The organism is Treponema rectale (assembly GCF_014202035.1).
Lineage (GTDB): Bacteria > Spirochaetota > Spirochaetia > Treponematales > Treponemataceae > Treponema_D > Treponema_D rectale.
In genome coordinates this window covers 460,901-485,539 of sequence record NZ_JACHFR010000001.1, presented here as the reverse complement: position 1 = coordinate 485,539, position 24,639 = coordinate 460,901, and the positions used below count along the sequence as shown (strand labels likewise).

General features: G+C 40.5%; 23 protein-coding genes. 3 read left to right on the top strand and 20 right to left on the bottom strand.

Annotated elements, in window-relative coordinates; genetic code table 11:
- The first annotated feature begins 25 nt into the window (after nucleotides 1-25).
- Complete coding sequence (locus tag HNP77_RS02045) at nucleotides 26-2,842, top strand: M16 family metallopeptidase (protein WP_184651495.1); 2,817 nt, start codon at nucleotides 26-28, stop codon at nucleotides 2,840-2,842.
- On the opposite strand, the gene HNP77_RS02040 is transcribed toward HNP77_RS02045, so the two are convergent.
- Entirely contained in the window at nucleotides 2,832-3,476 is a 645-nt protein-coding gene (locus tag HNP77_RS02040) for a 5-formyltetrahydrofolate cyclo-ligase (protein ID WP_184651494.1), read from the bottom strand. The genes HNP77_RS02045 and HNP77_RS02040 overlap by 11 nt on opposite strands.
- Before the next feature lie 28 nt (nucleotides 3,477-3,504).
- Between HNP77_RS02040 and HNP77_RS02035 the strand changes: the two genes are divergently transcribed.
- Complete coding sequence (locus HNP77_RS02035) at nucleotides 3,505-4,788, top strand: deoxyguanosinetriphosphate triphosphohydrolase family protein (RefSeq protein ID WP_184651493.1); 1,284 nt, start codon at nucleotides 3,505-3,507, stop codon at nucleotides 4,786-4,788.
- A gap of 71 nt (nucleotides 4,789-4,859) precedes the next feature.
- Here HNP77_RS02035 and HNP77_RS02030 read toward each other — a convergent pair whose 3' ends face one another.
- From HNP77_RS02030 to HNP77_RS02015, 4 genes are read right to left on the bottom strand one after another with little or no spacing between them, the layout of a single operon-like run.
- Entirely contained in the window at nucleotides 4,860-5,294 is a 435-nt protein-coding gene (locus HNP77_RS02030; protein ID WP_184651492.1) for a response regulator, read from the bottom strand.
- Nucleotides 5,295-5,306: 12 nt separating this feature from the next.
- Nucleotides 5,307-5,789: a chemotaxis protein CheX gene (locus HNP77_RS02025; protein WP_184651491.1), complete on the bottom strand. Its 483-nt coding sequence runs from the start codon at nucleotides 5,787-5,789 to the stop codon at nucleotides 5,307-5,309.
- A 37-nt stretch (nucleotides 5,790-5,826) separates the two neighbouring features.
- A complete protein-coding gene (locus HNP77_RS02020) occupies nucleotides 5,827-7,230 on the bottom strand; it encodes a CheR family methyltransferase (RefSeq protein WP_184651490.1) in 1,404 nt (467 codons plus the stop codon).
- 8 nt (nucleotides 7,231-7,238) lie between these two features.
- Nucleotides 7,239-9,683: a chemotaxis protein CheA gene (locus tag HNP77_RS02015; RefSeq protein WP_184651489.1), complete on the bottom strand. Its 2,445-nt coding sequence runs from the start codon at nucleotides 9,681-9,683 to the stop codon at nucleotides 7,239-7,241.
- A 150-nt stretch (nucleotides 9,684-9,833) separates the two neighbouring features.
- Between HNP77_RS02015 and HNP77_RS02010 the strand changes: the two genes are divergently transcribed.
- A complete protein-coding gene (locus HNP77_RS02010; protein ID WP_184651488.1) occupies nucleotides 9,834-11,096 on the top strand; it encodes a hypothetical protein in 1,263 nt (420 codons plus the stop codon).
- Nucleotides 11,097-11,127: 31 nt separating this feature from the next.
- On the opposite strand, the gene HNP77_RS02005 is transcribed toward HNP77_RS02010, so the two are convergent.
- From HNP77_RS02005 to secG, 15 genes are all read right to left on the bottom strand, one after another.
- The gene (locus tag HNP77_RS02005) at nucleotides 11,128-12,351 is read right to left on the bottom strand and encodes an LL-diaminopimelate aminotransferase (RefSeq protein ID WP_184651982.1); all 1,224 of its coding nucleotides are present in this window, start codon (nucleotides 12,349-12,351) and stop codon (nucleotides 11,128-11,130) included.
- A 98-nt stretch (nucleotides 12,352-12,449) separates the two neighbouring features.
- Nucleotides 12,450-13,841, bottom strand: a complete 1,392-nt coding sequence (locus HNP77_RS12475) for a sensor histidine kinase (RefSeq protein ID WP_184651487.1) — start codon at nucleotides 13,839-13,841, stop codon at nucleotides 12,450-12,452.
- Complete coding sequence (locus tag HNP77_RS01995) at nucleotides 13,838-14,515, bottom strand: response regulator transcription factor (protein WP_184651486.1); 678 nt, start codon at nucleotides 14,513-14,515, stop codon at nucleotides 13,838-13,840. Before HNP77_RS01995 ends, HNP77_RS12475 begins: the two co-directional genes overlap by 4 nt.
- A gap of 87 nt (nucleotides 14,516-14,602) precedes the next feature.
- A complete protein-coding gene (locus tag HNP77_RS01990) occupies nucleotides 14,603-15,097 on the bottom strand; it encodes a universal stress protein (protein WP_221266506.1) in 495 nt (164 codons plus the stop codon).
- Nucleotides 15,097-15,720 carry a V-type ATP synthase subunit D gene (locus HNP77_RS01985; RefSeq protein WP_184651485.1) on the bottom strand — a complete coding sequence of 208 codons (624 nt, stop codon included), beginning with the start codon at nucleotides 15,718-15,720 and terminating at the stop codon, nucleotides 15,097-15,099. The genes HNP77_RS01990 and HNP77_RS01985 overlap by 1 nt, the downstream gene beginning before the upstream one ends.
- A 5-nt stretch (nucleotides 15,721-15,725) precedes the next feature.
- Nucleotides 15,726-17,120 carry a V-type ATP synthase subunit B gene (locus HNP77_RS01980; RefSeq protein WP_184651484.1) on the bottom strand — a complete coding sequence of 465 codons (1,395 nt, stop codon included), beginning with the start codon at nucleotides 17,118-17,120 and terminating at the stop codon, nucleotides 15,726-15,728.
- A 12-nt stretch (nucleotides 17,121-17,132) separates the two neighbouring features.
- On the bottom strand, nucleotides 17,133-18,893 hold the full coding sequence (locus HNP77_RS01975; RefSeq protein WP_184651483.1) for a V-type ATP synthase subunit A: 1,761 nt from the start codon (nucleotides 18,891-18,893) through the stop codon (nucleotides 17,133-17,135).
- On the bottom strand, nucleotides 18,890-19,528 hold the full coding sequence (locus tag HNP77_RS01970) for a hypothetical protein (protein ID WP_184651482.1): 639 nt from the start codon (nucleotides 19,526-19,528) through the stop codon (nucleotides 18,890-18,892). Before HNP77_RS01970 ends, HNP77_RS01975 begins: the two co-directional genes overlap by 4 nt.
- Before the next feature lie 11 nt (nucleotides 19,529-19,539).
- Nucleotides 19,540-19,854 (bottom strand): V-type ATP synthase subunit F, encoded by a 315-nt coding sequence (locus tag HNP77_RS01965; protein WP_184651481.1) that lies wholly within the window; start codon nucleotides 19,852-19,854, stop codon nucleotides 19,540-19,542.
- 16 nt (nucleotides 19,855-19,870) lie between these two features.
- Entirely contained in the window at nucleotides 19,871-20,242 is a 372-nt protein-coding gene (locus tag HNP77_RS01960; protein ID WP_184651480.1) for an ATP synthase subunit C, read from the bottom strand.
- 17 nt (nucleotides 20,243-20,259) lie between these two features.
- Nucleotides 20,260-22,269 (bottom strand): V-type ATP synthase subunit I, encoded by a 2,010-nt coding sequence (locus HNP77_RS01955; RefSeq protein WP_184651479.1) that lies wholly within the window; start codon nucleotides 22,267-22,269, stop codon nucleotides 20,260-20,262.
- On the bottom strand, nucleotides 22,262-23,269 hold the full coding sequence (locus tag HNP77_RS01950) for a V0D/AC39 family V-type ATPase subunit (RefSeq protein WP_184651478.1): 1,008 nt from the start codon (nucleotides 23,267-23,269) through the stop codon (nucleotides 22,262-22,264). The genes HNP77_RS01955 and HNP77_RS01950 overlap by 8 nt, the downstream gene beginning before the upstream one ends.
- A gap of 10 nt (nucleotides 23,270-23,279) precedes the next feature.
- Nucleotides 23,280-23,588, bottom strand: a complete 309-nt coding sequence (locus HNP77_RS01945) for a hypothetical protein (protein ID WP_184651477.1) — start codon at nucleotides 23,586-23,588, stop codon at nucleotides 23,280-23,282.
- 11 nt (nucleotides 23,589-23,599) lie between these two features.
- Entirely contained in the window at nucleotides 23,600-24,052 is a 453-nt protein-coding gene (locus tag HNP77_RS01940) for a PTS sugar transporter subunit IIA (RefSeq protein ID WP_184651476.1), read from the bottom strand.
- Between the two features lie 20 nt (nucleotides 24,053-24,072).
- The gene (secG, locus tag HNP77_RS01935) at nucleotides 24,073-24,468 is read right to left on the bottom strand and encodes a preprotein translocase subunit SecG (protein WP_184651475.1); all 396 of its coding nucleotides are present in this window, start codon (nucleotides 24,466-24,468) and stop codon (nucleotides 24,073-24,075) included.
- Nucleotides 24,469-24,639: the final 171 nt, after the last annotated feature.

The following is a 24,639-nucleotide window of genomic DNA, read 5'->3' as shown; positions in this document are numbered from 1 at the left end:
TAATAAAGAAGGTATTATTGATTACATGACAAGACAGAGGTTTCTATTTTTTTTCATACTTGCTTTTATTACGGCGGCAGCATTTACTCAGGAAAAATTCAGGCCGGAAGGCAGTTCAGAAGACGTAAGCATACTTACCCTTTCCAACGGACTTACGGTATTTGTACGTACGGACAGTTCCATTCCCCTGATTCACACTGAATTAATATGCAGGGCAGGATATTCCAGCCAGGACTTAAGCAATACGGGATTCTTTTCGCTTTATGCCCAGTTATTTACAAAAACAGCCGCCTCTGAAGAAAACAGTCCTCTTGATTACATTCAGGTTGAGTCCCTCTGCAATGCAGACAGTACTACATACACGGCCGACGTTCCGGAAGCAAGCCTTGACTCGTACCTGAACACACTGAGCCTCTGCCTGTCTTCTCCATACTTCACTGATGCCCAGTTAAACCAGACTCTTTCTTTATTCCGGGAACAGATAAATGAATATGCGGAAAGCTTAAGCGGTTTCATAAATACTTCAATTGACTCAAAAGTATTTGCCGAACAGCCGTGGAAACAGGAAAGCGGTATTTACCCTGCTCTTTTTATGGGATACACGAAAGGCGAAGTCCGTACAATCCTTAAAAACATACAGAAAGAATTTTATGTACCGGACAACTGCGCCCTTTTCATAACCGGAAACATTGATGCAGACAAAGTTTATGAACTCTGCCAGAAAAACTTCTTTAACTGGAAAAATACAGGTTCCGTAAAAAACTTAAACTCCACGGAAAAACTTCCCCTTCAGTCACAGAGAAAATTTGCAATTACTTCAAAAGACTTTTCTCCGGAACTTTCTCAAATTGTAGTTCAGTACACTAACCTGGATGCTCCGGAATGCGATATCTTAAGCGCAGCCTTCAATGCAGTTCCATCACCACTAAAAAAAGAACTGTTAAAGGAAGAACTCCTGGCCATAAGAAGTGAAGCCTACATATCTTCTTCATCTGCAAGAAAAAATTCCTCTTCCAGACTTATAATACAGAGTCTTCTTGAAAAAAGTACAGAAAATAATCCGGTAAAACAGGCCGAACTTTTTACAGAGAAAGTAAAACATGCAGCCCTGATGGACCGGAGTCTGTTCATCAATGCACAGGATGCAGTCAACGGAAGATACCTTGAAACTGCAGGAAATTCAATTAAAGCAATGGAACTGCTGGCAGATTTCTGGGCCCTGGACAGCGAAGTTACGGCACAGACTTTTCGTTCCCGGTTTTCAGAATTCTCACACTCCGTCTATACAAAAAATGAAAGGGAAATCACAAAAAAAATATTAAGTGCAGAACCTTATGTATTTCTGATTATAAATGATTCTCTGTGGGACAGTTTTGAAAAAGATTTTACTGAAGCAGGATATGAACGAATGGAAAAAAACTCCGGCTTCTGGTACGATCAGGAACTCTTAAAAGCAAAAGCCCTTGAACAGAAAAAATCCCGGCTGACACCTGTAGAGCAGACTCTTGCCGCAATTACAGGTTCTGAAGATTTTTCTCCAGGCGACATATTTTACTTTAAGAATTATTCCGAAATAAAAAATTTTTCCCTTTTAAATGGAATCAGATGTGCCGTAAAACAGACTGAAGGAACTTCTTCTGCCATACTGTCGGTTGCAATACAGGGAGGAGAAGCGGCATCTCCCCAAAACGAACACCAGCTGCGGACAGTTCTTATAAATGCACTTTCAATAAATATAAGCCGCAGTTTGAATGAAAAAAGAATGCAGGGACAGATAATCTCATCGCCAGAAATCTCAGCATGGACGGAAGAAACCTCATCATTCATCCAGATAGAATTCCTGCCGCAGGATCTGAATGAAGTTCTTGACAGTTTTATTTCTTCACTTATATGGGCAGAAATACAACCCCTTACTGCAGACCACCTTGTAAGCGAGCAGAACTACCAGTGGTCAATGAAAAAACAGTATCTTGATTTTCAGCTTAAATCTTCTTTTTTGTATCAGGCATACAGAAAAACTGACTATGAAAAAATCTTTGACCTGAAATCAGAAGCATTAAAAAACACAACTTATGATTCCATTGCCCTTAATTATACAAAACTGCTGGATGCATCATTATATTCAATAGTAATATCAGGAGATACAACTGCAGAAGAATGTGAAATCCTGCTTGAGCGGACTTTCGGTCTTTTAAAGGAACAGAGTACGATAAAAGAAAACTCTATTCCCAAACCTGACCTGAAGAAGAAAAGCTTCAAAATCCAGCTTTCACATAACTATACCACAGACAAGACATCAGCTGATGCGCCAAAAGACGTGCCGGTTCTTGTTCCTACAAAAATTTTTACAGATCCGGGACTTATAGTTCTTAAAGGACCGGAACCGTCTATGGAAGAAGATATTTTTAATGCACTGCTTACAGACATTTCCCTGCGTATGTCAAAAAAAACCGGATCACAGACAGACGTGCAGTTTTCTACATCAGAACTGAAAACCGGAATAATAACGGTATTAAAACTCGACAGAACTTCAACGCTGACAAAAGCTTTTACCGAATCACTTAGGGAACTTAAAGCCTCCCTTACTGACGCAAACACATCTGATAAAACCTTGCTGCTGCTAAAATCCCAGTGGGCCGTAACAGCCCTGAAAAAATGCAGTACGCAGAAAGGAACAGCTGAACTCCTGCATAAAGGGCTGATTTCAGGCAATCCTTACAGATACCTGGAAAGCTACACCACAATAGAAAAGGCAACGGCTGCTGACTTTACGGAAATTCTTGATAAGTATTTTAACGAAGAAGAAGCAGTAAAAGTTTTTTCTGCAGATACTAAAAAATAACAATGCCTGATTCTGTAAGAATGCCGTTCATCTTTACATCGTGTTCTTCTGAAGGAATACAATTGCACACCTGGCAGTCAAAACACATGCCAAGAAGAAACAATGATGAAGAAGAAACCTCAAGCATTTTGCAAAGCCGGGCAATATACCTGTCATAAAAACCTTTTCCCTTTCCAAGCCTGCCGCCGGATTTATCAAAGGCAAGACCAGGCACAATCATCGTTACATTCGTCTGAGCAGAAAATGAATCACCAGCCAGAATAAAATGCTCATTTTCTTCCGGTTCCATTATTCCGAAACTTCCTCTTACAAATGCCTCTTCTTTAAGGCGGGAATCCCAAAAGTAAAAATCCATGCTGGTACTGTTTTCATGAACTCTCGGAAAAGCAATTTTTCTTAAACTTTCACTGCAGGCAGCATTTATCAGATCTGTTGATATTTCTGATTTAAGGGCTGCGTAAGAAAGAATTACATCTGATGATTTATAAAGACTGCTCTCTAAAAAAAAACTGCAGGCAGCTGTACTTTTTTCTGATTTTTCTTTTTCAGTCAACTGTGCCACAGCAGCTTTTGATTTCTTTCTGAGAGTTTTTTTTAATTCTGCAGTCAAATTTAATTTAGCGTCACTTTCCATTTTTCTTTCCAGCAGTTAAAATAAAACCATGAACGATTCTTTTATTCAAGTACGGACAGACGAAAACAATCCTAAATGGAAGGATTGCATAAAGCGTGAAAACTCCCTCTATTCGCGGGGAAATGGAATACGAAGTGAATTTGAAAGGGACTATACAAGACTCCTGCACTGCCTTGCTTTCAGGCGGTTAAAACATAAAACCCAGGTTTTTTTTGCTCCTCAAAATGATCACGTATGCACGCGAATGGAACACGTAATGCATGTTGCCTCCGTCAGTACGACAATTGCCAAACATCTGGGACTGAATGCAGAACTTACTCAGTCTATAGCCATCGGTCATGATATAGGACACGCCCCTTTCGGACATACAGGTGAAGACATATTGAATTCACTTATAAGTTTTAAATCCGATGGACAGAATTCTCCTAAAAAGTTCTGGCATGAAAGAAACAGTCTTTTTTTTGCTGATTTCATAGAAACACTTCAGGATCCGGAAGGAACAGAAAAGAATCTTGACCTTACATATGCCGTAAGGGACGGCCTTATCTGTCACTGCGGAGAAATCGACCAGCAGGGATTAAAACCAAGAGACCAGGCTATGGATCTTTATGACATACGTCGTCCTGGAATGACAGCTCCTTTTACATGGGAAGGCTGCATAGTAAAAATCAGCGATAAAATTGCATTTTTAGGAAGGGATATAGAAGACGCAAGAGCCTATCACCTTCTTGACATGGCAAGCTACCGTCAGCTGAGGGAAATTGTCGCATCAACATTAGGTTTTGGTCCGGATAAAAAAAACTCAGTACATACAACTTCAGGAGTCCACAGATCAGGCCGTGCCGTAAATACAACCGTCCTCATAAACGACATGATTGTTGATTTAACCCAGAATTCAGATCCTCAAAGCGGAATCTGTTTCAGTCAGCCCTACTTCAAATTCATCACAGAACTGAAACGCTTCAGCTATGCAAATATTTACAACAACTGGCGGCTTATTGAATTTCAGCATTACGCCCAGGATATTCTCGGCTGCATATACCGCACCCTGATGAAAACTCAGGTTTATGCACAGAACAGAAAAATGGAACAGTGTTTTAAATATGCTCCTAATCTGAAAAAGACTTTCATTGACTGGCTCACAAAATATTCAAACTACGATCCAGAAAAAAAGAGCATAATGCGTTTCTGTACGAAAGAAGTTTTTGACATTAACAATGATGAAAGTTATGAAAAATGCGTAATTGAATACATATCCGGAATGACAGACCAGTTTGCAATTACGGTTTATCACGAAATAATTTCTTTCTAAAAAAAAGTCCCCCTGAAACCAGACAGAAATCCAGTGTCAGGGGGATTATAAAACCATTTATAAGGCAGCGTCTATTTCAATGCTGCTGCAATACGTTCAAGAACCTTTTTACGATCCAATGGCTTAACGATATAGTTTTTTGCACCGCTGAGAAGAGACTTCTTAACAAGTTCTTCCTTACCAAGAGCACTAACCATTACAACACGAGCATTCTTATCAAATGCCATAATCTGCTCAAGGGCTGTAATACCGTCCATACGAGGCATAGTAATATCCATCGTTACGAGGTCAACATTCGGGCACAGTTCCTTATACTTGTCAACTCCGTCCTTTCCATCCTGTGCAGTTGCAACAATTTCATAACCATCACTGGTAAGAATCTGGGTCAACTGTTTTGCAACGAACATAGAATCATCGACAACAAGTACACGGAATTTGGTACCATCAAGTTTAACTCCCTCAGGCGGACGTTCATTGATTGACGGGAAATCCTCTCTAGTTTTCATACTTTGTACTCCTTATGCGCGTTCGCGAATAGCGACGTTGACTTCAATTTTACCAAATTCAGTAATAAGAGGAACGATAAGAGCTTCTACACTCTGATTCGTACCGCTTAAAGCTGCTATTTCCATTTTTTCACCTGCAAACAATGCCGGTGGGGTCAGGTCAAATTTAAATCCAAGTTCGTGCAACTTCGTTACTGCCTGGGCTGTAATCAAGTTTGCAAGTTCACTGATGGTTGCCTTTGCAAGATCATCAAATTCAGCAAGCTTTTCACCGTTCATCTGAGAAGCAATATTAATTGCAGTCTCAAAAGTCATGTCAAAAAGAACACGACCTTCAACGTCTCCAGCAAGTCCGACTAATGCAGCAACACCCATTACAGGCATGGCAGTAGATTTAAGGTATAAATCACCTCTTTTTACGTCAGCACCACCCAAAACTTCTTTCAATATTTTGTATGAAGTCTCTACAAATGGGTTAATGTACTCTACTCTCATTAAATATCCCCCTAAGTGTATTCCTATTTTATTTTATTTATTTTGAATATACTGCAACACTACCTGACTGCTTTTTATTCCAGCCCGGGATAGCAATATTTTCATTATCACCTACTATTATAACACCATTTCCTTTCATTTTCTCGTTAAAATCAGTTAAAACTGTTTTCTGAGAGTCTTCTGACAGGAACGAAAGTACGTCCCTTGCAAAAATGATGTCAATCGGCGGAAGGTTATTAGTATGAACACAATCATGATATTCAAACATAACCGAATCCTTGATTTCCTTACTGAATGTAAAATCACCACTCACAGTTTTTGTAGTATATGGCTGGTACCAGTCTGCACTGGCCTGATCAGTAAGATTCATCAAAGGTGCATTAGAAACACTAAGAAGGTCTACATCATGTCCGTAAACTTTTATCTTAGCATTAGGATAACGCTTTTTTAAAAGACAGGCAAGAGAATAGCTTTCATAACCTTTACCGCATCCAGGATTCCATACGACAATATTTTTTGCACTGTTTTCAGGAAGTGCCTTTGCAACACTCTCAGCAAAATCTTCCGTCCACCAGGTTTCGTTGCATCTTGAATAGAAAGGCTTCAAAAAGAGTTCTGCATCAGAATCAGACTGAAGCTGAGTCTTATCCTCACCTCTTGTCTTTTCCCATTCTGCATAACGCTTTTTTACCCAGTCTCTGTTAACGTCTGTAAGGTAAAACTTTTTAAAGTTCTTCAATGAATCAGCAATGAAATTCAGATCAACTTCTTTCTTTTCTGGAACTGCCTGTGCAGGCACTCCTTCAGGAGAAGCCGTTCTCTGCTGCTGTATAGCAATAGCTGCTGCCTGACGCTTTTTCATCTGCGCAGTAGCTGTTTCTGCCATTTCGCGCTCTTCTTCCGGTGTCCTGACTCCAAAAATCTTGTCAATGTCAAGAAGAATGTAAAGATGACGTTCTGCCTCAACAACACCGTAGATATACTTAATGTTTATATCTCCAAAAAGAGGATGAGGCGGCTGAATGGTACTTTTCTGAATACCGACAACCTTATCAATTGCATCTACTACGACACCAAAAGTCTGTTCACCAACCGTAACGATAAGCATGTTTTCAAGTGCATTATCATCACGCTCAGGAATTTCAATGTTAAAGAAAAGCCTGAGGTCAATAATCGGAATAATATCACCGCGAAGGTTATAAACGCCAAGTACAAAAGGCAAAGTGTTAGGCACATAAGTAAAACGACCTGCCTTGGCAATTTCCTTAACCTTCATAATGTCGATTGCATAGTCCTTTCCGCAAAGAGAGAAAGTAACCATCTTATAGTCAACGACAGCAACCTTCTTTTTTTCTTCATCGAGCTGTTCGTTTGTGAGGCCGCTTTCTGCACTTTCGGTTGTACTGGCTAATACGCTAAGTTTATCCTGTATAGTTCCCATACTTTACCTCAGTTAGAATTCTTAATGGCTTCTTCACGAATCTGTTGTGCATTAAGTTCCTGCTTAACACCCAAATCCAAAAGCTGGCTGACATCAATAATAAGGGAAACCGAACCGTCACCTAAAACTGAAGCACCCGCAATTCCAGGAGAAGAAGTAAACTGATCATGAAGCGGTTTAATAACAACATCTTCTTCACCAATAAGAGCATCAACCATAACGCCGATTTTCTTTTCCTGAGAACCAACAATTACGATGAAGCAATATTCGCCGTTATGAGAGTTCTTTATGCCGAAAAGGCGGTTAAGTCTGAGAATAGAAATAACTTCATTTCTGACATTAAGTACTTCATAATTATCGATAGTATTTATTGTATCAAGTTTTACCCGCTGGCTTTCAATAACGTTTGTAATTGGAATTGAATAAACTTCTTTTCCAACACGTACAAGCAGACCCTGAATGATTGCAAGAGTAAGCGGAAGCCTGATGGAGAACTTCGTACCCTTATCCTTTTCTGAAGTTACAGTAATCGTACCCTTAAGTTTTTCTACCATAGTCTTAACGACATCAAGACCAACACCACGTCCGGAAACGTTACTGATTTTATCGCTTGTAGAGAATCCAGGAAGGAATATAAGATTATAGGCATCCTGGTTAGTAAGAACCTTATTAGGACTGATAAGTCCCTTCTTGATTGCCTTTTCCTTAACCTTTTCTACGTTAATACCTTCACCGTCATCAATAACATCAATGACAATCATATTTCCTTCGTTAGCTGCACGAAGAATTACAGTACCTGTCTCATCCTTACCGGCTGCAACACGAACTTCAGGAGGTTCAACACCATGATCAACTGAGTTTCTGATACAGTGCATAATCGGATCAAGAAGATCATCAACTACAGTCTTATCAAGTTCCGTATCTTCACCTTCAATGATAAGGTTTACTTTACGGCCTAAATCACGGCAAAGGTCACGTACAACACGAGGGAAGCGGTTGAAGATAGTTCCAATAGGAACCATGCGGATCTTCATTACGCCTTCCTGAAGTTCACTGGAAATACGTCCAAGATTCTGCGTAGTTGCACGATATTTTGTAGAAGAAGTCTTAAATTCAGTTTCAAAGGAATCAAACCATGATGCCATTGAACCGTATTCATCAGAGAATTTCTGGCGGACATCCTTAACGGAAGCACCCCCCTGCACTTCTTCAACAATTTTTGGAATTGCATCAAGAAGCTGTCTCTGTTTTTCCTTAAACTGAGAATTAAGGCTGGCAAGTTTTACCTGAAGGTCAGCCATCTGAAGTCCATTCTGGTTAAAGGCAGCCTTAGTAATAACAGTCTCACTGACAAGATTCATAAGGTTATCAACACGCTTTGAATCTACACGAAGTATGGAGCCAGTCTGAACTGCTGAATGTGCCGGAGCAACAGATTTCTTTGCCTGCTGAACATTTGCTGTAGTAGCAGGAACAGATTCTGACGCAGCTTCTTCTTTTTCTGCAGCAGGTGCAGGAGCCTGAACTTCCGCAGCCTGTTTTACAGGTTCAACAACCGGTTCCGGAGCTGCAGCAGGTGCAGGTGCCTGAACTTCCGCAGCCTGAAGAGATGAAGCTGCTCCACCCTTAACAAGAGAAGCATCAACACCTATCGTTACGTCATCAAGAAAAGCTGCGTCTTCGATAGCCGAAGCTTCAGAAGCCGAAGCCAGATAATATACAACCTGAAAATGGAATTCATCTTCATAAAGAGCTTCAAACTCAGGAACAGTTTTAAGAACTGAACCACAGTTTTTAAGGGCTGCAAAAACCTGAATACCACCTACAGAATTCATAGGATTTGATTCATCAAAAGTAACGTTTACTGCCCAAAGCTGCTGTCCTTCCTCAAGGGCACCCTTAAGCTCATTGTAATCACTGTCAGAAAGAGCAGGTAAAGCAGGCATACCGTTACCGGCAGCAGGTGCCGGAGCTGCAGCAGGAGCAGGAGCCGGTTTTGCACCAAGCATTCCAGCCGGAAGCTGAACAGGAGCCTTTTCTTTCTTTTTACCACCCTTTTCAGGAATAAATGATTTTATTTTTTCAACAATAGGAGATACATCTTCCTGATATACAGTACCATTGCTTCTTGCTTCAAGCATAGCCTTAATGGTATCAATACCTGAAAGGAGTACGTCTACTATCGGTTCGTTAACCTCTACAAGATCACTTCGCACCGCATCAAGCAAATCTTCAACATCATGACAGAATTCTGCAAGTTCCGTCATCTCTACTGTAGCAGATCCACCTTTTAATGTATGCGCTGCACGGAAAATTTCATCTATAGCGTCGTGATTAGACGGATCGTTCTCGATAACAAGTATATTGCTCTCCAGAGTCTCCACCTGCTGCTCAGCTTCAGCGAAAAAATCCTTGAGAAGTTCTTCATTATTACTGTCAAGATAATCACTCATACAATATATTTTAATCCGTTATTTAACAAAGTCAAGTTAAAAGCAAATTTTTTCCCGGAGTAAAAAAGGTAAAACCATATAAAGTGCAGCCTTAAAAAAACCGATATACAAAGGGTAAAATACAATCAAACAGTTTTTCCGGAGGACATCGTGAAAAGACTTCTTTCTATATTAATGGCAGCATTTATGACCACTGCCGCTTTTGCCCTGGACATGCCTTTTTTTAACGGCTATGCAGGACTTCTAGGCAATATGACGGGTAAAAAGGATGCTGACAGCTATGACCCGGACATAGACATTGAAGCATTCTTTTCCGGACAGCTTGACTTCAGCGGAAAATTCCTTGCAAGGGGAGAATTCTACATCTCCAGCGAAGATCTTTTACAAAACGATCTTTTTGAAGAAACAACACAGAACAATGCAGTCTTCAGAATCGAAGAACTTTCTGCCACATATAAAATGAGCACCACAGCAAGTTCCCATTACTTTTCCGCCTTTCTCGGAAATTTCGAACCTATAGGCTCTGATATTTTCCTTCAGAGACAATTCGGTATTCAGCCTATAACTTCAAAACTTACAGCCAGCTGGCACAGTTTAAGCGGAGCTTCAGTATACCCTTTCTACGGCTCAGGAATTTCCTATGTCTATCATCCTGAATCAAGCGGTGCCTTCGGACTTTATTTTTACATGAACAAACAGACTGAGGAAGATGAGACCAAAAACGTCATGAACCTTGACCTCCGCCTTGCAAAGCTTTTTTCAAACCTGACAGTAGATTTTTCTGCCGGTCTTGGATTCCCTGTAGAAAATACTGATGAAAACGGTAACAAAGTATTCCTTCTTGTAAGGGAAATCCAGCTTCATGCAGGTATGAACTTTCTTTTGGGCAACCGCTACACTACTTCATTTTTCATGCAGGGAGGATTCAATAAATTCGTACTTTCATCGGATAATGAAACTTCCCACAAAATCACCTTTGCAGACTTATACTTCCTCATAGAACCACGCCTTACCCTCAGACTCTTCCAGCTTAACATTGCAGCCTTCAACATTCCAAGAGAAAGCGCAGAACATATGATGTACCTTAAGAGGGCAACTGACAAAGATGAAAACATCACTAATTTATTAGGATTAAACGCCAACGTAGTTACAGATCACTTATATTTAGGAAACACAAACTTCACTTTCGGAATTCACTCAACACTTATACTGACTGACAGTGACTTTGAGGCACTTAAAGATGATCCTAAGGTTGTTCTGGACTGGAATTATGAAATATATGTTACGCCGTATGTAAGCATGCCTGTACTTGGCGGAACAATGAATGCCAGTTTAGCCGCCAGCATTCTTGACTTTAAGGATGACTGGAAATCTGCCGTTGACTTCAGTCTTGGATTTAAGACAAGATTCTAAAATCAACGGCAGTTATTTAGGGAAGCCTGAACTAGAGTACAAGCTTTGAAAGACGCTTGCAGGCTTCCTGAACGTCTTTTCTATGACCGAAGCTTGAGAAACGCAGATAGCTTTCACCTGCAGGTCCGAATCCTGATCCAGGAGTTGTAACTACATTACATTCATCAAGAATTTTGTCAAATATGTCCCAGCTCTTCCATCCTGGAAAATTAACCCAAAGATATGGAGAATCTCCGGTATAATAAACTTTTACGCCTGCTTTCTTAAAGTTTTCTCCTGTAAGGGCTGCTTCCATAAGCCTTGCATTTTCAAGGTAATAATCAACAAGAGCCTTTGTTTCTTTCTGTCCTTCCTTATCAAGAGCAGCAAGTCCGCCAGCCTGGGCAATATTACTTGCTCCGTTAAACAGAGTTGTCATTACGCGGTTCCAGTCCTGTTTTACAGGCGTTCCATCTGCAAATTTTACATCAGAAGGCACGACAGACCATCCCAGACGTACTCCGGTAAATCCTGCAAGTTTTGAAAAAGAATTTATTTCAATGGCACACTTGCGGGCACCCGGAATTTCGTAAATTGTACGCGGAAGCTTGTCATCACGGATAAAAGCATAGTATGCAGCATCAAAAATAATAATGCAGCCATTTTTATTTGCGTAATCAACAAGTTTCTTTAACTGAGCCTTTGTAGCACAGGCACCTGTCGGATTATTAGGAGAACAGAAATAGATAATTGAATCTGCAGGAATTTTTTCAAGTTCCGGGAAGAATTTGTTTTCTGCAGTACATGGAAGATAAGTTACGCCTTTATATCCTTTTTTTGATGAAGCACCGGCTGCACCGACAACAACACTTCCATCAACATAAACAGGATATGCAGGATCCTGAACTGAAATCTTTACATTGCGGCCGAATAAAGTCTGAATACGGGCAATATCACATTTTGCGCCATCAGAAATAAACACTTCATCAGCTTTTGCCATTTTTGGATAAAGAACTTCTGCAATCTTTGCACGGAGTTCAGCATTTCCCTGCTCATCTCCATAACCGGAATAACCTTTTGCAGTTCCCAAAGATTTTGCATAATCCGCCATAGCCTTTGCAATATGAGGAGTAAGAGGCTCCGTTGTATTTCCTATTCCAAGGCTGATTATTTTTGCATCAGGATGCTTTGCCTGATATTCACGTCTTCTTTTTGCAACTTCCGGAAAAAGATAACCGGCTGCAAGATTTGCAAAACCTTTGTTTCTTTCTATCATCATTTCACCTCTCGATAATTAGGTCTATTAGAATATAGCAGTAATGAATCAAATTATACAAGTATATTGAGAGCAATGCTTTACAAATGAGAAAAAAATCAGCTGTTCTTTTCGAGTGGAAGTTTCAGAATGAATACGGCATATTCATTTACCTTGCTTTCTACCGTAATCGTTCCTCCATGAGTTTTAGCTATACTCAATGCAATAGGAAGTCCAAGGCCTGAACCGCCGGTAACTCTTGAGCGGGACACATCACTTCTGAAAAACCTGTCAAATATCTTCGGAATGTCAGCAGCAGCAATTCCATGTCCGGAATTCCATACCCTTACACAGGCATAATTTCCTTCTATATAACAACTCACTTTTACAAGAGCATTCTTTTCTGAGTTTTTAAGGGCATTATCCGTAAGAATGATTATTACCTGCCTGATTTTTGATTCATCCCCGGTAATGAATATTTTTTCATTTGGACTATCAAGTTCAAGCCGTTTATTCTGTTCAAAGGCAATGCTTTCAAATGCAAGAACCGAGCAGGCACAGGCATTTACAAGATCAAAAGGCATTTTCGTGTATTCAATCTGACCTGCATCATTTTTTGCAAGATACAGAAGATCCTTTACAAGCTGACTCATTCTTGTATTTTCAGTTTTTATATAACCGAGCCATTTGTTATCCGGAATTTCCTGTTCAAGAACATCAATATTTGCACCAATAACACTGATAGGGGTCTTTAATTCATGGCTTGCATCAGCAATAAAGCGTTTCTGACTGCTGTAAGATTCTTCTGCCGTGGAAAGAGCGTCCCAGGTAAATTTCCATGCAAGTAAAAAACCTGAAACTGACGCCATGATAAAAATGATTATGGAAATAACTGCATAATGGTGTTCATTAAAAACTTCGTTTCTTCTGTCAATAATTACGACAGAAAAACCGTTTCCGTGAGGGGTAAATCTGTAGGCAAATCCCTCAAAATTATAATTCTGAATGCGCCCTTCTTTCATCATCCTTTTTACAAGGGCCTGTACATATTCATCAGAAAAAGTCTGATCATCAGAAAATTTATGAAAATTAACTACAATATCTCCATCCTGATTTACATGAGCAACAAAATGATCTTTGTATTCTACAGGACGGGCCTCCCTTAAAGGAGGTCTGCGCCGTGGCCCCGTATCAGACATTTCTTCCAAAGGTTCCTCATCAGAGAAGTCCTTACTGTCAAATTTGTCCAGCCGTCTTCGTTCTCCGTTACCAGGAACAAAATTTTCCCTTATATCTTTCTGATAGGGAGGATTATCCAGATACTTTGGAAAAAAATTCTCAGGTGAAACAGCCTCAAAATAATCGTCCGTATCTGCATAATTATTTCCAATTATGTAGATATTAAACAGCAGAAAAAAAGCTGCGAACAACAGACTGACGGCAACTCCCGCCGTCATAAAGAGATTGAAGTGTACCTTTCTGAATATAGGGTCATGGCAAGAATTTTTCACTTTTTAGCTTCCAGCGAATATCCTATGCCCCTGGCTGTACGAATAACTGTAGAAACCTGAAGGTGTTCCATCTTTTTGCGAATAAAGGAAATATAAACTTCAACATTATTGTATTCTGCATCAGAATCACCGCCCCAGATTTTTTCAATAATTCTTTCCTTATTGATAATCTGTCCGGGATTTTCAAACAGAAGATCTACAATCTGAAACTCCTTAAGGGAAAGCTTAATCGACTCTCCGTCTTTTTTCTGAAGCTCGCATTTTCTTTTATTAAGGACAAGATCACCAACAGTAAGACTGGAATCTATAACTTCTCCCTTGCGGCGTGTAAGGGCACGTACCCTTGCAAGAAGTTCTTCCGTACTGAAAGGCTTTGTAACGTAATCATCGGCTCCGCAATCCAGTCCCCTTACCTTTGTATCAATATCATCCTTTGCTGTAAGGAAAAGAACCGGAACCTGATTTTTTTCTTCACGGAGTGTCTTTAAAATTGTAATTCCATCAATTTCAGGAAGCATCATATCCAGAATGATTGCATCATAAATTCCTGATCTTGCATACTTAAGTCCATCGGCACCATTATAAACAGCGTCAATTCCATAACGATTCTTCTGAAAAATCTCAACCAGCGCCTGTGAGAGGCGGACCTCATCTTCTACAAGTAATATTCTCATAACTAAATTATACACCTGAGGACTGATAAATTCTTGAAAATTTATAAAATCTTGTTATATCTCTCATAATTATTTGTTTTTTCCTTCTTATAAAATTTTAAATAACTGATCGATGTGGGGTTCCCGGACAACCATGACACTGGAATGGGCACTTCCGATTATTTCACTGTCCTGCTTTGTAACGGAAGCCCTGTTCAATGCCCTCATGTTGTTTCCTTCTGAAGTTCCTCCCAAAAGAATAAGATCTGCATCCCATTCATCAGCAGCAGAAATTACCTGAGACCATACAGCCCCGTCCCTAAGTTCAGTTTCAATATTAACTTTTTTTGATTTTGCAAGAAGCTTTATATGCTCAAGAATATTTTTGCCATCCTCTTCAAGCCTCTGTGAAATTTTTCTGGCTTCATCCGGATCCATAAACCTGGATAATGTAAGCTGCTTTATTGAAGCACTGTCAACAATATAAACAACCTTCACCTGAACCTGTGTTTGTCTGGAAAGAATTATCCCGTACTTTACAGCCCTTAATGATGAATCAGAGCCGTTACAGGCAACAAGAACTTTTTCTAAAAGCTTTTTCATTATTCAAAATCCTGACGGTTTTTTAAGGCCTTGAGAACAAAAACATTTTCACGCTCCCGTTCTTCAAGTACACTTTCTATATATTTTACTGTTTCCGTATTCTGAGGAATTACCATTTTATCAAGAGCATTTACGCGCCTCTGGGTTTTCTTTACTTCCATCGCAAGACGCCAGGCTATCGTTCGTACAGAAGCCAGCTGAGTCAAAAGAGAAAGCAATTTAAAAAAATCTTCCATAACCTGGTCACTGTCAGGATATGATCCGATTATGGATGAAAAAAGTTTTCGTTCAGGAAGAACAACATCCAGAGTAGTAAAATTCATTCCGCCTATAACAACAGGCTTACTGTCTATATGAAAATCATAGCTTACGCTTTTTGCAATACGCTCGGCTTTTTCTCCGCCAACATTCATGAGCATGTTTTTTAATGAGGGATATGCCTTAGCAATGCATTTATCAATATCAGCCTCTAAAAGTCTGACCCTCTCCACAACTTTCATAAGTTCCATTACAAGGATTTCGCGCTTCTGTTCAAGAAGATCATATCCTTCCGTACTTATGGCAAGCTGCTCCTTTATTACAAGAAGATTAGACTTTGTAGGTGCGACATTAAGTTTAGCCATAAAATTTACAGAGCCTCCCCTTCCGTTTCAGAAGGAAGATATTTATCAATAAGCTCATCCTTAATGCGGTACAGTTCCTCACGGGGAAGAATTGAAAGCAGTTTCCATCCCAAATCCAGAGTCTGGTCAATGGAACGATCTTCATATTCACCCTGAGTAAAAAATTTTGCCTCGAGTTCATTTCCGAATTTCAGATAAAGCCGGTCCAGTTCACTCAGTTCTTCTTCTCCGATAATCGAAGCAAGATTGCGGATGGATTTTACCTTACTGTACGAAGCAAACAGCTGGCTTGAAACAGCCGCATGGTCTTCCCTGGTCATGCCTTCACCGATACCGTCTTTCATAAGGCGGCTTAAGGATGGAAGCCCGGAAACCGGCGGATACATGCCTTTTGCAGACATTTCCCTGTCAAGAACAATCTGTCCTTCCGTAATATATCCTGTAAGATCAGGAATCGGATGTGAGATATCATCATTTGGCATTGTAAGAATCGGAATCTGTGTAATTGAACCTGACGAGCCCTGAATTTTACCGGCCCTCTCATATAATTCCGCAAGATTGGAATAAAGATATCCAGGATATCCCTTACGTCCCGGAACTTCTCCCCTTGTAGTAGAAATTTCACGAAGGGCTTCACAGTAGTTGGTCATATCAGTCATTACTACCAGAACATGCATGTTGCATTCATAGGCAAGGTATTCTGCTGCAGTAAGGGCGCAGCGGGGAGTAATAATTCGTTCAATTGAAGGAGCATCTGCAAGAGACTGAAACATTACAACCTTTGAAAGTACACCTGATTCTTCGAAAGTATGCTTAAAAAACTGTGCAACATCATATTTAATACCCATACCTGCAAAGACCATTACGAATTCTTCATCATTATTCAAAAGCTTTGCCTGACGTATAATCTGAGCTGCAAGTTTATTATGAGGAAGTCCGTTACCGGAAAATATAGGAAGTTTCTGTCCGCGGATAAGAGTATTCATACCATCAATAGAAGAAATTCCTGTCTGAATAAAGTCCCTCGGATATACACGGGCGTAAGGATTTATAGGATTTCCGTTGACATTTACTTTTTTATCACTGATTACAGGCGGGTATCCGTCTATCGGTTCTCCAAGTCCGTTAAAAATTCTTCCCAGCAGTCCTCTGCCTACAGTAAGTTCGAGAGGCTGCTCAAGAAATTCAACGGTAGTATTTTCAAGATCAAGGCCGGTCGTGCTGCCAAAAATCTGAACAATGGCAGCCGTTTCATTTAAATCAATGATACGGCCTGTACGTTTTTCTCCGTTCTTATCACGGACATAGACAACTTCGTCGTAGCTTGAGTTTTCACTGCGCTTTACGGCGATGATAGGTCCGTCAACTTTAGTAAGCCCTGTATATTCAATTCCCTTCATTGCAGATACCCCTTAAGATTCTCGCTGATAAAGACGCTCAAGTTCACCCATCTGAGATTCAAGATGATTGTGAATTACAGAAAGCTTATCCAGCTGAGTATTCTCTACTACACCCTTTGCACGGATGATTTCATTCTTAACGGCAAGTTCATTTATCCTTAAAAGAGGACAGCCGGACTTTATCAAAGCAGCAGCCCTTTCATAAAAACTCATTATCAGAAGAAGAATCTGAACCTGTTTTTCAGGAACTGAAAACTGATCAACTTTATCAAAGGCATCCTGCTGAAGAAATCCGTTCTTTATCATTTCTGATACTGTAAGTACAAGACGGTCTGCCTCAGGAAGCGCATCCGCACCAATAAGGCGTACAATCTGCTGAAGCCTCTGTTCCCTCTTTAAAAGATCCAGTGCCCTGACACGTATATCAGCCCAGCGGGGATCAAATTTGTCCCACCACTGCCTGATTTCTGCCGCATATTCTGAATAAGAATCTATCCACCCGATTGCAGGATAGTGTCTTGCATTTGCCAGTTCCCTGTCCAAAGCCCAGAAACAGCGGATGAAGCGTTTTGTATGCTGAGTTACAGGTTCTGAAAAATCACCTCCCGGTGGAGAAACTGCTCCGATTACCGAAACAGAACCTTCCTGTCCGTTTAAAGAGGTTATGCGGCCTGCCCTTTCATAAAATTCAGCCAGACGGGTTGGAAGATAAGCAGGGAATCCCTCTTCTGCCGGCATTTCTTCCATACGGCCTGAAAGTTCACGGAGAGCTTCAGCCCATCTTGATGTTGAATCGGCCATAATGGCAACATGCATGCCCATATCACGATAATATTCAGCAAGAGTTATTCCTGAATAAAGGGAAACTTCACGGGCTGCGACAGGCATATTTGATGTATTGGCAATAAGTATAGTTCTTTCCATGAGGGAACGGCCGGTTCTCGGGTCTATAAGTTTCGGAAAATCCGTAAGAACATCAGTCATTTCATTACCGCGTTCCCCGCAGCCGATATATACGATTAAATCAGCGTCACACCATTTTGCAATGGCATGCTGGGTCATGGTTTTTCCGGTACCGAATCCTCCAGGTATGGCAGCTGTTCCACCCTTGCTTAAAGGAAAGAACACATCAATTACTCTTAATCCTGTTACAAGCGGCTGGCTTACCTCAAGTTTCTGAGAAAAAGGACGGGGCTTACGCAAAGGCCAGTACTGGCTCATCTTTATCTGTTCCCCAAGTTCCGTTTCTGCAATAACCTCATCAACTGTATAAGTTCCGCTTCCGGCAAAAGACTTAAGGACAGTTCCCTTAATGTAGGGAGGAACCATTACCTTATGAAGGATGGATGAAGTTTCCTGCACGGTACCGAGAACCATGCCCGGCTTTACAGCCGCACCATTTTCTACGGCAGCAGTAAATTCCCATTTTCTGACAGTATCAATAGGTTCAGTTCTCTGACCTGGAAGAAGAAATGCCCCTGATTCCTCATACATTGCCTTTAAAGGTCTTTGAATTCCATCGTAAATAGTACCTACAAGACCAGGACCGAGTCTGAGGGAAAGAGGCCTCTCGTTGCTGACAACTTCTTCACCGATGTGCATTCCGGTAACATCTTCATAAACCTGAATAGTTGCCATTCCCTCTTTCTGACGGATAATTTCACCGATGAGACGTTTTTCTCCTACATCAACTACATCATAGAGACCGCAGCCTTCCAGACCTTCAGCATAAACTATAGGTCCTGAAATACGAGTAATTTTTCCTTTAATCATTCCGGTAACCTTCCGCCAAAAAGTGTTTCTGACAATTCATAATTGTGTTTTTCAAGAAGTTCCCTGACTTTCTGATCAAGAGTAAGGCGGCATGTAAGGGAAGAATCTTCTGCCTTAAGAACAATACCTTCCCTTCTGTTAAAGCCGCTGACACTTTCTGAATACAAATCAGACACAGAACCTTCGCAAACTTCCGTAACAGAAGTTCCCAATACTTCCTTCAGCATTTTTTCTGCCGGTTCTAACGCCATGCCGTAAACAGCAGCCTTCAGTTTTTTACCTTTACATACAGGCTTTACATGTTCTGCCATAGACTTAATTACATCCATGCGTTTTTTTTCACCGATGGAATCAAAATAGGAGTTTATGGCCTCCATAACTGAAGAATATATATATGAAACCAGATAACGCTGCTTTTCCAGAGGAAGAGCGCTTCGTGTGTTTTTTTCAAACAATTCAATACGCTGAGCCGATGCTTCTTCTGCTTTTTTCTTTGCTTCTGCAATACGTAAGTCAACGCCTTCTTCAATTGCCCTGGCATCTTCCAGAGCCTTAGTCTTTATAAGCTCAGCCTTTTTCCCGCTGTCAGTACGTATTTCTTTATCAAGAATTTCTGTTGAACGTAATTCTTCCATAAGCCTTACCACTATATTTGAATGCCAACAGCCTCACGGATAGAATCAGACAGAGACTTTCTGCCTGGAATATGACCGTGAAGACCTGGAATTTCAACAATCAGAGGTGCCTTACTCTTCATCTGCCAGAGTTTTACCTCCTCTGACAGCATGTCAGACACATCCTCTGTAAGAATGAGAACCTTTATTTTTTCTGCGGATGAATCATCTGTTACAGCTTTAAAGGCATCTAAAGCTGCAGACCTGTTATCTGCAACAGAGCCTTTAACGCCGGCAAGCATGAATCCGAGAACAATTTCCCGTTCTCCGATTACATAATATTCCAAAACAAAAAAATTCCGTTTACATTATTATAATGAACAATGCAACCAGGAATCCCCAGAGACAGATACCTTCTGCAAGACCAACAAACGGCAAAGCTTTTCCTGAAAGTTCTGCATTCTCACTCATGGCACCCATTGCTGCAGCACCGATTTTTCCTACGGCCATTGCACCACCGATACATGCAAATCCAACTGCAATAGCAGCAGCAATATACTTAATGGCACCAGAAAGTCCTGAATCTGACTGAGCAGGAGCCTGTTCCGTCTGTTCAACAGTCTGAGTCTCAGCAGCCTGAGCCTCTGCTTCATAACCTGCAGTTTCCTGTGCGAAAAGTGATGCTGCACCCATAATTAAAAAAGAAGCAGCAAGAGCGATAATTCTTTTAGTCATAATATACCTCACTATAATTACTGTCCCTGACAGTTATATACAAATGCAAAAGGCTTGAATTCCCGTCCGGTCTCACTGAAGAACTTACTGAAGAATTCATAATACTGAAGCCTTACAACCTGAATTGCTACAATCATTCCCTCAAGAACAATAACAATCGCATTACCGGCAATAAGAACTCCGATTTTTCCGGCAGCAGCAGGTACCTGATTCATCATAGTTTCAATAATGGAACCAAGAACTGCATGTGCAAGGGCAAAAGCACCTACACGAACAAAACTGACGGTATTTGAAAGATATGAAGAAATAATTTCAATTACTTCAACTACGGCACCTATAATGGCACTGAAAAGACCGTTTTCAAAAACAGGTCTCTCTCCTTCCACAAGCCGTTCAAACACCTCACCAAAAGCCGTAAAAAACAATGTAACGGCAATTATTATGAAATCATAGGGCGCAGGCTGATGAATGCCGGCTGCAGTAAGTACTGCAAAAATAATTACATACCAGAAAAACAGAGCTCCGGTAATACCGGTTTTTCCAAAAAGGGCACGTCCCGTATGATGAAGTGAAAACTGATTTACAATATTTATTATAATACCGCAGGTATTGATTATAAAACCAACAGCGATAGTAAAGCCGAAGAAAATAAACATTCTCAATACTGAGCCCGGATCCGTACCGCTTGGCATAAGCTTGAGTATAGGTTCAGATGCCTTTTCATAATCCGTAACCCCGAAAAGTGAATGTACAAAACGGTTAAACGGTTTGAGCACTTCTTCAGATGCAAAGAATTCTCCGGTAAGAAGTCCCATTATCATGCTGGACACGCCTATACATATGAAAATCCTGCCGAACTTTTCCCATCCGGCAAGTTTCATCTTGTTAAGGGTCATCAGGATGCCGAGAATAAAGAACACAAGCCCCTGTCCCGCATCACCGAACATTATTCCAAACAGGACAGTAAAGAATACAGCTACAAAAGGTGTAGGATCAACGGTACCATATAATGGAGAACCATAGCTGAAAATCAGCCTCTGGAAAGATTTTATTAATGAACCGTGCTTAAGCTGAACAGGAACCTTTTCCCTGCCTTCAAGAACGGAACGCACTTCATTAGGCAAGAATTCCCTGATGCCTGCCCTGCCTTTAGTAAGATCATCTAAAGTACGAATAAGAGTACGGCTTTCCCATGCCGGAATCCATCCCGTAATCCTGTATACAAAATCAGTAGATTCCAGTTTGTTCTTAACTGAATTAAGCTGACTGGAAACTGAAAAAACCTGCAGAAGGTGAAGAAGCATGTCTTTATGAGTTTCAGCAAAGTTTTTTCTCTGTTCCTGAATTTCCTCAAGTTCTTTTTTTACGGAATTTACTTCTCCCTCAAGGGCACCAAGAAGTTCATCCGGTACACCTTTAAAATCCTTTGGAAGATTTATTTCAACAAAACCAGCCTTTTTTAATTCACTGTCCATAAAAAAGCGGCCTTTTTTCGAAGATGCAGCAAGAATTTTTGTCTTGTCATTTCCCAGAGTCGTAAGAATTGCATTCGAACCAAAGGAAGAAGCCAGGCTGTCATAAGCACCCTCTTCGATACGGCCGATTCTAAGGGTCAAAAAGGATAAACTTTCCAGCTGGGAATATGGTACTTTCAGATTAGAAAACGAAGCTGCTTCCTTATATGAAGAAGAAACCCTCTTTACGTTTTCGCCGCACTCAATCTCACGGTTATGAAGATCTTCTGCCGCAGTATAAATCCTTACAGCCTCAGACCTGTCTTCTTCTGTCGGCAGGCTCACAGCCTCAGTAAAATGATCAAGATCCTTTATATTAAGAAAGCTGCGGGCACTCTGGAGTCTTGCAAATATATCTGCATCAGCATTCTGCTTTTTTTCTTCTGCAGCTGAATCATTAAAATCCTGCTGGAACTGAAAATCACCCAGTTTTCCAAGATAAGTAAGAACAGAATCAATGTCATCCTTAAGAACCATAAGCTCAAGAAGACGCATAGGTGTTGTCTTAGCCATTTTTTTCCTCCGTTTCAGGATTTACATTAAGCCTGAGACCTTCTGCCGCCATACAGATATTATCCAGTTCCTGACGCTTTAATATATACAGACACACAAGGGGACATTCAGTAAAAGGATGCTTATGAAACAGTTTTCTGGCAGAACCGGCATAACTGACTTTAAAAGCATTACTTATCCAGCGGGAATCTACAGTCCATACAACTCCGTCCTCATGAGGATTCAGAAGTTCCCTGTACTTCCATTTCCGCCATTGCTCATAATCGTCCGGCTCAAAACTTAAAACATTAACAGCTTCCCTGACAAAAAAATCTTTCTCTCCTTTTGATTCATCCTCGTATACAAGATGAGAAAGAATCTCTTCATCAGTCATCTTATAATAAATCCTAAGTCTTAAAGCCCAGACTGCATTATCAATCTGAATTTTTGTCCCAATAAGCTTCATCAGGTCTGAACGGCATTCAGAAGAAGATTTTTTTACCTGCAGCCACAGTGTTTTTAAATACTGACTGTCAAGTTTAAAATCCTGCTCATGAAGTTTCTGAGGTTCAGGTACTGTATTATACCATGAAAATTCAGTTTCTTCAGTCATTTCTTTTAGAGAAGGCCATTTTCCATATTTTATGAATCCAAAAGGAGAAATATCCGTAAGTTCAGGAAGCTTAGTTTCTCCGTAGCACAAGGCTCCTGTTACGGTCTTAAAATTTTCATATTCAAAGGATTGTATGAGTTTTACAAGAAGGGGATCCGGTTCAGAATAATTGGAAAGAAGGGAACGGAATTCCTTTACAAAGCGTGAAGCTGCCTCAGACTGAAGTTTTTTTGTAAGTAAAACCTGAGGTACGGCTGGAATTTCTGATTTAAACACCAGGGACCATAAATCTGAAAGAGATCGGGCACTAAACAATACTCTCGCATTCTCTCCGATAAATGAACGTGACAGAACGGCACATGATTTTGCGTAAACATAGGAACGCGCAGCAGTTTTGTCCATTGCCATACCTGCACCTCTATGCCTTTAAAAGACCATCCATAAGTTTGGAAAAAGAATCCGTATCTTTATTAAAGGAAGAAAGACTATCCTGATATTCCTGTATTTTTAATTTATGGGAAGAAGCAATACGCTCCCGGAGGGAAACTTCATTTTTTTCAATTGAATCTGCAATCTTTTCAAATCCTGCCTTAAACGCAGAATCTGCACGAACTCTGGCAGCAGCAATAATACTTTCTGCTTCCACCTGAGCTTCTTTTACAATCTCGGAAGCTTCGTCCTCAATCTTAAGAAGATGCTGAATTACATCATCCTGATTATCAGCCATACAAATCTCCTCTACTCAGTATCCCTGAGCAAAGACAACACTTCTTTCGGTGAAGAAGCATCTGAAAGTTTTCTAGTGAAGTCAGGCTTCTGAAGCAGACAGGAAAGTTCTTTCAAAGCTTTCAAGTGTCCGGAATTATCATCTGCACTGAACAAAAACATAAACACATAATGAACGGCATTACCGTCCAGAGAGCCGTATTCAATACCTTTTTTACTTATACCAACGGCACCACAGGCAGTATCAATGCTATCCATTACCCCATGAGGAATGGCAACCTGATACACAATGCCCGTCGTCATTTTTTCTTCTCTTGAAAACAAAGATTCAAGGGCTGCTTTTCTGTCCACAGCAGGGCATGCATCTACAATCTTCTGAACCATTTCATGAAAAAGCTCATCCTTAGATTCGCTCTCAAGATTCATTATAATGGTATTTTCTGAAAAAATCTGCTGCAAAACCATGCTGTAAAACTCCGTATTACTTACTCAGCAGAAACAGCAGCTTCAGCCTTTTCTTCTGCAGCTTCAGAAGCTTCTGCACCATCACCAAGAAGTGTATCCCAGTCGGAATCTTCTGCAGTTTCTGTTGCTGTACTTTCTGCAGTCTGTGAACCGGCAAGTTCTTCAGCAGCCTTCTTTGTGCCGAATTTTGCGTTAATCAAAGCAATTCCGATTGTAATGACAAAAAACAATGCAACCAATACACCTGTTGTCTTTGTAAGTACACTTGCTCCATGTGCACCAAAAGCTGTACTCTGTCCGCCGCCAAAAGCACTTCCCATGCCATTGCTGTCTTCATTCTGAATAAGAACAAGCAGAACAAGCAGAATACATACAATAACAAATGCTGCAACCAATATTGCCTTTACAATATCCATTTTCTTCTCCCATCCGTAGCATAACGGACAAAAATTAATTTATTTATATGTAGCTGAAATAATACTCAATAATCCTTCACAAGTCAATTAACTTTGAGAGTATATATTAATGAAGATTATCAGCAGAAAAAAAAACAGCCGGTCTGCCTTCTGAATTCCCTGCTCAGTGCA